Source organism: Kitasatospora sp. NPDC004289 (genome assembly GCF_053602875.1).
The window spans coordinates 45,144-53,471 of sequence record NZ_JBSGEL010000055.1; the positions used below are offsets into that span (position 1 = coordinate 45,144).

The following is an 8,328-nucleotide window of genomic DNA, read 5'->3' on the forward strand; positions in this document are numbered from 1 at the left end:
CGGCACCCTGCCCTGACCCACCGTCAGGGTCGGGGCAGGTCAGGGACGGTCGGGGTCGGGGCCAGGGCCGGTCGGGTCGGGGTCGGTCGGGTCAGGGTGCGGTCCGCGGCCAGCCGTTGGCGGCTCCGAGGTAGAGGTCCTGGAGGGTGACGGGCCCGTCGGCGGCGATCCGGCCCATGTAGTCGGTCACCCGGCGCACCTGCTCCGGGCTCGGCGCGGTGTGCTCCCGGTTGCCGTGGAGGTCGCCGACGGTGACGGCGGCCGCCTCGAAGGAGCCGGCGAGCTCCACCAGGCGCCGCGCCGCCCGGAGTTCGGCCGCGGTGGGGGCGGGCCCTCCGCCGAGCAGGTGCACGGCATCGAGCACCTGACGGACCTCGGGGGCGTTCGGCGCGGTGCCCTCGGGCGTGCCGAGGACGTCGCCGACGAAGGCGGCGGCGCCGTCGGTGGTCCCGCCGCCGAGCGCGACCAGCCGGTGGGCGGCCCGCAGGTCGGCCGGGGTGGGTACCGAGTGGTCGCCGAACGCGGTGTGCACCAGCCTTACCGTGCCGGCGAGTTGCTCCTTCTGCTCGGGGGTGGCGGTCGCGTGGGAGAACGGCGGATCGGTCGGCGGGAGGGCCCCCACGACCTCGCGGACCAGGCCGGGGTCCCCGTCGAAGCGCGGTTCGCCGGTCCGGGCGTCCGGGGTGAAGGCCAGCTGGTGGTCACCCGGCCGCTGGACCCCGGTGGTGTCGGAGAGCGGGATGTCGACGGTGAAGGGCAGGATGCCGTTCTCCTTGACCGGGTCGCGCTTGCCGTCGAAGAGGGTCACCTCCACCTGGACGGCGCCGGAGTAACGGGCCATCGGGTTGGGGTACTTGCCGTTGGTGACGATCTGACCCGAGTCGCCGTGGGTGTCACCGGCGCCCCAGATCCGCTCGGCTCCCCCGGTGACGGCCGGGCTGTGCGTGACGTCGCCGGGGATCTTGGCGCCGGCCTGGACCCGCAGGCCCGCGTTCCGCACCGACTGGTCGGTGTGGACGGTGCCGGCGGTGCTGGAGTTGGCCGGGCTCGACTCCACCTTGTCGTCGTTCGTCCGGTGCTCCAGGGAGACGATCTTCATCCCCACCTCGACGCCCTTGCCACCGCCGAGGGTGAGCCGCGAGTTGGGGAGGGTCGCCGAGACGTCACCGCCCTGGGTGGCGCTGGTGAACAGGGCCGAGAGCTGGCTGTGCGAGGTGACCGCACCGACCACGGGCTCCATGCTCTGCCAGGTCGACGCGCCGAAGTACTCCGGCCCGCGCAGCCGCACCAGGTCCTGGACGCCCCCGACGTCGCCGAGGAAGCGCAGCACGTCGCTGTCGCGCAGCCCGCCCTCCCAGATCCGCTCCGGGGGGACGCGGGTCTCGGTCGGCGCGGGGGCCTCGGTCGGCAGCACGAGCGACGGCTTCTCGGGGCCCGGCCTCTCGGCAGGCTGCTTCTCGGCGCCCGGCTTCTCGGCGCCCGGCTTCTCGGCGGGCGGCACGGTCTCGCTCGTCTCGACGATGGTCTCGAAGCCGATCGTCGCGGTGCGCCGTTCGAAGGTGGAGGGACCGAGCAACGGCGTCCGGGTGATGGTGAACTGGAGCTCGGCCTCGCCCTGGTAGGCGCTGCCGGGCACCTTGGCCTTGGTGGCCGAGCCGGCCGAGGTGGCGGAGCCGTGGCTCTCGGTGTGGGTCCGGCCCCCGCCGCCGGTACCGGTCAGACCGGCCGTCACCGAGACGGGCGCCCCGGGCACCGGCACGGAGCCCGCGACCGCCAACCGGCCCTGGTGGCTCCCGCCGCGGCCCTCGGAGTCCCCGAACGAGTGCTGGACGTCCGTACCGGTGTTGAACTCGGTGGTCCCTGAGCCGCCCAGGTGGTCCATCCTGTCGCCGAGCACCGCCGTGACCCGGACGGTGGTGTTGCCGTGGTGCACGACGATCGCATCCCCGGCGGTCATGCCCTTGAGGCGGGCCTGGAGGCGGTCCGGGGTCAGCTCCTGGTCCAGCTTGCGACGGATCCCGTCGCGGTCGCCGCCGAACGGGTCGGCCTTCACCCTGGGCTGCGGCACCAGGGTTCCACCGATCCCCGGCACCGGGTCCGGCTTCGGCCTCTTGGCCTCGACCTCGGACAGGACCGCCTGACCGAACGTCAGGCCCTCGGGCCGCCGCCTGCCGGCCGGCAGGTGGACGTCGGTGACGACCGCCGAGGAGTCCAGGCGCTTGCCGTCCACGTAGCCCTTCGGCTGCTTCGGCGCCTCGGTGTCCTTCCCGCCGTTCGCGTCCTGCCCGCCGTTCGCGTCCTGCCCGTCCTTCCTGTCCTTCGCGTCCTTCGTGCCCTTCGGATCGGCGTCGCGCATCGGGACCGCCACCCGGGCCGTGGTGGAGACCGGCACTCTGACCGTTCCGTCGTCGATGCCGAGCCGCTTGAACTTGACCGTCACGTCGTACTCCACGCCGACGTCGAAGAAGGCGGCGGCCTCGGTGTGCTTGGCCCGGTTGGAGGTCGAGCCGACGACCTCCACGCCGTTGGCGTACGTGCGGTCGGTCCGGTGGCCGTAGCCGCCCGTGACGTCCCCGGCCGGGGTCTTCACCTTGAGCTGACCGCCGAGCTCCGTGCGGGTGCGGTGGTCCTGGACCGTGCCCTGGCCACGGGAGGTCCGGCTGCCCGACTCGAACTCGTAGCTCTTCACCTCGGAGTGGTAGGCGGACTCCCCCAGCTTGGCCGTGACGGTGACCTCGGCCTTCCAGGTGGCGCCGGAGACGGTCTCGGTGATCTTCCCGCCCCGGGTGAGCTGGGAGAGCTGCGTCTTGAGGGCGACCCGGTCGAAGGCGTCGTCGATCCGCTGCCTGACCTCCTCGGACGGCTCGCCGTACTTCTTCCCGATCGCGCCCTCCACCTCGGTGCGTACCTTGTCGGCGCCGCTCAGGGTGTGGACGACGTAGGAGGCGTTGAGCTCGTGCTGCACGGTCATCCGACTCGGCGCGGTGTGCTCGGCCTTCGGGGGCTGGGCGTCCTTCGGCGCTCCGGCGTCCTTCGGCGGTTCGGCCTCGGTGTCCTTCGGAGGCTGGGCATCGGCGTCCTTCGGAGCCGCGCCACCGGGCTGGGCGACCGGCCGCTTGAAGGTGGGCGAACCGTCCTCGGCCTTCGGAGTCGGCCGCTGGTCGGTCTCCTTGACGTCCATGCTGACCTCGACGTCCAGCGCGGCCGAGGGGTCCCCGGCCCGCCCCGGTGCCTCGCCGTGCTTGCCGAAGTGCACGTCCACCGTCAGCCTGGCGCCGTAGACCACCTGCGGCGCCGCGTACTTGCCGCTGGCGTACACCCGGTCGGCGCGGCGGCCCTGGGCTCCGACCCGGTCCCGCTGCTGACCGGCAGCGGTGCCGACCACGTCGACGGGGGGCGTGGCGTCCTTGGCGGCGTAGCCAAGGTGGCCGTTGGCCGCGGCGGTGCGCGACATCAACTGCCGGTCCACCCCGAAGGTGCCCGTCTCGTTCACCGCGTTGAGCTCGGCCTTGGCGTCGTCGCGGCGGTACGTCATCTCCTCGACCCGGGCGGTGGCCGTGACCACCAGGTCCTTCTTCCCCGGGATCTTGATCTCCAGCGGCTCGCCCCGGGTCATGCCGGTCAGCTTGGCGGCGAGGTGCGGCTGGCTGAAGCCCTGCAGCACCTGGTCCCTGACGGCGTCCCAGTCGTCGCCGAGCTCCGCCCGCCCCTTGGCGTCCACGGCCTTGCGCAGCGCGGCGGTGCTCTCCAGGTCACGGACGACGACGGTCTCGCCGAGGCCGCCGTCCTTCTTCCAGACGGAGTCCGGCGGGCTGGCGATCTCGGCGGGCAGCGGTGCGGCGGGCTTGTCCGGCGTGGTGGTGTCGGCCTCGTCCACCATGAGCTTGACGTCCGCCGAACCGGCCTGGTGCGCGTCGGGCTTGCCGTTGAACGTCATGGTGAAGTCGACGGTGCCGTCGTACCGCACGCCCGGCACCTTGGACTTGACGGTCAGTTGGGAGACCCGGTTGCTGCCGGAGATCTCGATCCGGTCCTGGCCGAGCCGCCCGGCGCCCTGACCGCCGATCAGGGCGGCGCCGGGCTTCAGACCCAGGCCCAGGCCGAACTGCCCGGCGTTGCCCCGGTTCTCGGCGGTGCTGCGGACCTGCTGGACGGTGGTGCCGATGTTGAACTCGGTGGTGGTGGGGACGCCGGTCTGGCGCAGCCCGCCGAGCTTGGCGCTGATCTCCACCGTGCCCAACGGCTTGCCGTTCCTGTCGGTGAGCGTGACGGTGGTCGGCTCACCGGCCGTCATGCCCTTCAGGTCCCGCTGGAGCCGCGCGAAGTCGACCTCGGCGAGGACCTGGTCGCGCATCGCGGGCCAGTCCTTGCCGAACTCCTTCTCCCCCGCCTCCTTCACCTGGTCGAGCAGTGCCTCGACCGGGCGGCCACCCTGCGGCCCGCCGTGCGGTGAGAGGTCCAGCACGACCTCCTGGCCGCCGATCCGACCGCCCTGCAGGCGCTGCGGCGCCGTCCGGCGCTTGTCGTCGGGCACCGTGTCGGGGGTCTGCGGCACCGCGACGGTCACGCCGAGGTCCACCGTGCTGGTGTCCTTCCCCGGCTCGGGATTGACCGGGTTGCCGTCGTGCCGCAGGCCGCCGAAGTCCAGCTCCAGCTTCATCGTGGAGTCGAACACGTCGACCGGGACGGAGGTCTTGGTCCGCGCGACCATGCCCCCCAGATCGACCGTGACCCGGCCCTGGCCCCGGTCGTGGAAGTAGCCCGCGAGCTGCGCGGGCTCCACGATGCCGGCCGTCTGGCGGGTCTGGGCGCCGATGTTGAGACCCCACTGGGAGTTCCGGATGCCGCCGAGGGAGACCGTGCGGTCGGCGCCGTTCTCGAACTCGATCTTCAGGGGCTCCTGGGGCTTGAGGGGGTCGTGGGTCTTCTGGGGGTCCGACTTGGTGACGGCGCCGCTCAGCTTCACGTCGCCGCTGAAGCCGTTGCCCTCGAAAGGGACGGTCACGGTCTCGCCGCGGGAGAGCGCACCGACGATCGGACGCAGGGTCGCCGGGCTGAAGTGGGCGTCGGCGAAGGCCCGCACCACCGCGGGGTCACCCGGCACGGACTGGGTGAGGACGGCGATGACCTGGTTCCGGACGGCCTGCTCGTTCTTGCTGAGGCCGACCACGAGATCGGAACCGGCGATCGGGCGGGGAGCGGCGGGGTCCTGCTTCGGCGGGTCCTGCTCCTCGGACGGCTCGGGCCGCTCGGTCTCCTTCGGCTGCTCGGACTCCTTCGGCGGGTCCGTCGGCTTGGGCTGCTCGGCCCCCTCGGACTCGGGCCCGGGCTTGAGGTCGGCCTCGGGCTTGGACTCGGGTCCGGGCTTGTCGCTCGCCTCGGGCTTGTCGTTGGCCTCGGGCTTGTCGTTCGCCTCGGGCTTGTCGTTCGCCTCGGGCTCGAGGTCCGCCTCGGACTTCTGGGTGACCGGGTCCGGTGTGCTGGCGTCGTAGTGGTTGCCCCGGTGATACACCGTCACCGGTCGGCCGGTGCTCGGCCCGAAGACGGCCAGCGGGACGCCGTCGTGGTTGACCACCTGCATGCGCAGCCCGAGTGCGTGGGCCGCGGCGGCCGGCAGCATCTCGCCCTGGGGGGTGTCCCAGCGGTCCCTCCACTGGTCCACCGTCCCGAGCAGGCCCGCCTGTTCCTCCGCCGTCGGCGTCGGCGCGTTGTCGGTGATGTGCTCGACGACGATCTGCCGCAGGTCCGGCAGCGGGAGCTGGCCGAAGTCCTGGCGGACGTCCTCGGGGAGGTACGCGAGCAGGTCGTCCTTGGTCAGGTCGGGCCGGCTCGGCAGGTGGCCCCGGTAGTTGGAGACGACCTCGAGCGGCCAGCCCTCCGGAGGCAGCCCGCCGAAGTGTGCGCGGACCCGGGCCTGCAGCTGCTGCCCCGCCTGCTCGTGCGACAGCGTGGGCCCGCCCACCAGGTCGGGGGCGCTCACGGCGAGCGAGTACAGCAGGCAGAGGCCGTCGCCCGGCACCGTCACGCGCGGGCCGGGGGGCCGGAAGCCGGTGTCCGACGGGACGTCACCACCGCCGGGCTGCTTGCCGTCCTCGGACCTCCCGTCTCCCGGCTTGCCGCCGGAGGTGTCCGAGGCGGGACGTTCCGGGGCACGGCGTTCGGTGGCCGGGTCGTGGGCGGGGTCGGCGTGGGGCTCGGGCGTGGTGGGCGCGCGGTCGGGACCGAGGGGGATGGCGAAGACGCCGTTGTCGCCGTTGTGGAGCGGCTGGTCGCTGCGTCGGCCGGTCTGCGGGTCGACGTACGTGACCGCACCCTTGTGGTTGACGGCGGTCCAGGCGTGCGAGCGGCCGTCCGCGTCGACGGTGGTGATGGCGGCCGAGGAGCCGTGCCCGGTCCGCACGAGGGTCTGCTTCAGCCGGTCGAAGGCGGCGGGGCCGTCACCGAGGTCGGAGAAGCGGGCGCCGAGGTTGTTCTCGATGCGGTCGCGGCCGCCCCGCTCGCCGAGGGCGGAGGGGCTGCCGTCGGTGTCGGGGGTCCGGGCGGCGGCGGGGGTCGGCGTGCCGTGGTAGGTGTCGAGGAAGGCGAGGGTGGTGTCGACGCAGTTGTTGTTGCGCCCGGGGGCGTCGGGGCCGTCGCCGTTGATGGCGGCGGTCCAGTCGCCCTTGGCGGGATCGGGGTGCGGATCGCTCGGGTCGCGCGGCGGGAGTGCCTGCTGGAGGCGCTCGTGGTCCTTGGTCGTCGGCTCGGTCAGACCGCCCTCGCCGCCCAGCGGACGTCCGGCAGCGGCGGGCGGGCGCGGCGCCGGCGGGGCCTCGGGGGCGGGGGTGGGGGTGGCGTCCGCCGTCGGCTCGGGGCGCGGGCGCACCGAATGGGCGGGGGTGGGCGTCGCGGCCGGGGCCGGCTCAGGCCTGGACGAGGTCGGGGTGGGCACGGCGGCGGGCGGCGCCTGGCGCGGGTCGGCGCTGCGGCGGCCGCCGTTGACGGGGCCGAGGGCCACGGGGGCGCCGGGGCCGGCCGGCGCCTGGACGGGGCTGTCCGCCGACCGGGCGGGCGGCACCGACGGACCGTCAGGACCGGTCGGGGCGGCGGTGTCCTGGGACGGTGCCCGCATCGCGGTCGGGCCTCCGCTCGCGAGGCGGACTCCCTCGGGATGCGGCGCACCTGCGGTGTGGCCGGCGTTCGGAGGGCCGTCGCCCCGCGGTGATGCGGGCGAGGTCGGCGCGTTGGAACCCTCGTGCGAGGAGGGGCGGTTGTCCGGGGTGGGCGTGGACTCGTGCGTCGGTGACATCGGGGGCGTCGGGGCCGCCGGAGCCTCAGGGCGCGGCGACGGGGCCTCGGACCGCGGGGCCGGAGCCTCGGTGTGCGGCGGCGTCTCGGCGCGCGGCGTGGGGCTCTCCGCGTGCGGGGTCGGCGGCGCCGACGGGGTGGGGGTGCTGTCCGGGGCGCTGCGCGGGGTCGGCGGTTCGTACGGGGCGAGTTGGGGCGAGTGGTCCGTGCGCGGGGTGGTGGTGCTCGGGCCCTGGTAGGGGGCGGTCTCCGGGGTCGGGGCGGCCGTCTCCGGGGTCGGGGTGGCGAAGGTGCGCAGAGCGTCGGGGTTCCGTGGCGTCGGCGCGTGGGAGGTGCCGCCGTCCGGCGCGGGGCCCCGCGAGGTGGGCGTGTCGAAGTCGCCACCGCCACGGGTGTGGTGGCCGTCGCTGCCGATCGGGGAGAGCATCGACGGGTCCACCTCGGCATCGCCCCCGTGGGTGTCGGGCTTGCCCGGGGTGGTGGCCCCGCTCGGGCTGCCGGGGTCGGAGGACCCGGACGACGGGCCGGCGGTGCCGGTGCCGCCACTGCCGGACGAACCCCCCTCCCCCGCACCGGAGTTGCCCGGGCTGCCCACTCCGGGGCTGTCCGCACCACCACCCGTGAAGTCGGAAGCGTCGGGGATGTCCGAGGAGTTGAACTTCCCCTTCAACGCCGAAGCGCCCCGCATGATGGCCGGGCTGCCCGCACCGCTCAACGCGGACCCACCGAGCCCGGAGGGATCCACCTCGCCGGTCAGCGCGAACTGCGTGAACGCGTCCGCACCCACATCCGTGATCGCACCTTCGACCATCTGAGCCGGCAGCGTGTCCATCCGCTTGCCGATGAGCTTGTTGCCCGCGGCGCCGAGGCCCTTGCCCAGCACACCGCCGGCCGCGCCGCCGATGGCGCCACCGGCGGCGCTCATCCCGAGCTCCTTGCCGTCCAGCTCCTTGCGGTTGCCCGCAGCGAGCTGGATCGACTGGGCCAGCAGGTTGATGGCGACCTCCTGGAAGGCCTCCTTCAACGCCAGGATGATGATCT

General features: G+C 74.0%; 1 protein-coding gene. It reads right to left on the reverse strand.

Annotated features, from left to right (window positions below; all coding sequences use genetic code 11):
* Window positions 1–91: 91 nt before the first annotated feature.
* Window positions 92–8,311, reverse strand: a complete 8,220-nt coding sequence (locus ACWEPF_RS29615) for a toxin glutamine deamidase domain-containing protein (protein WP_452174954.1) — start codon at window positions 8,309–8,311, stop codon at window positions 92–94.
* Window positions 8,312–8,328 lie beyond the last annotated feature (17 nt).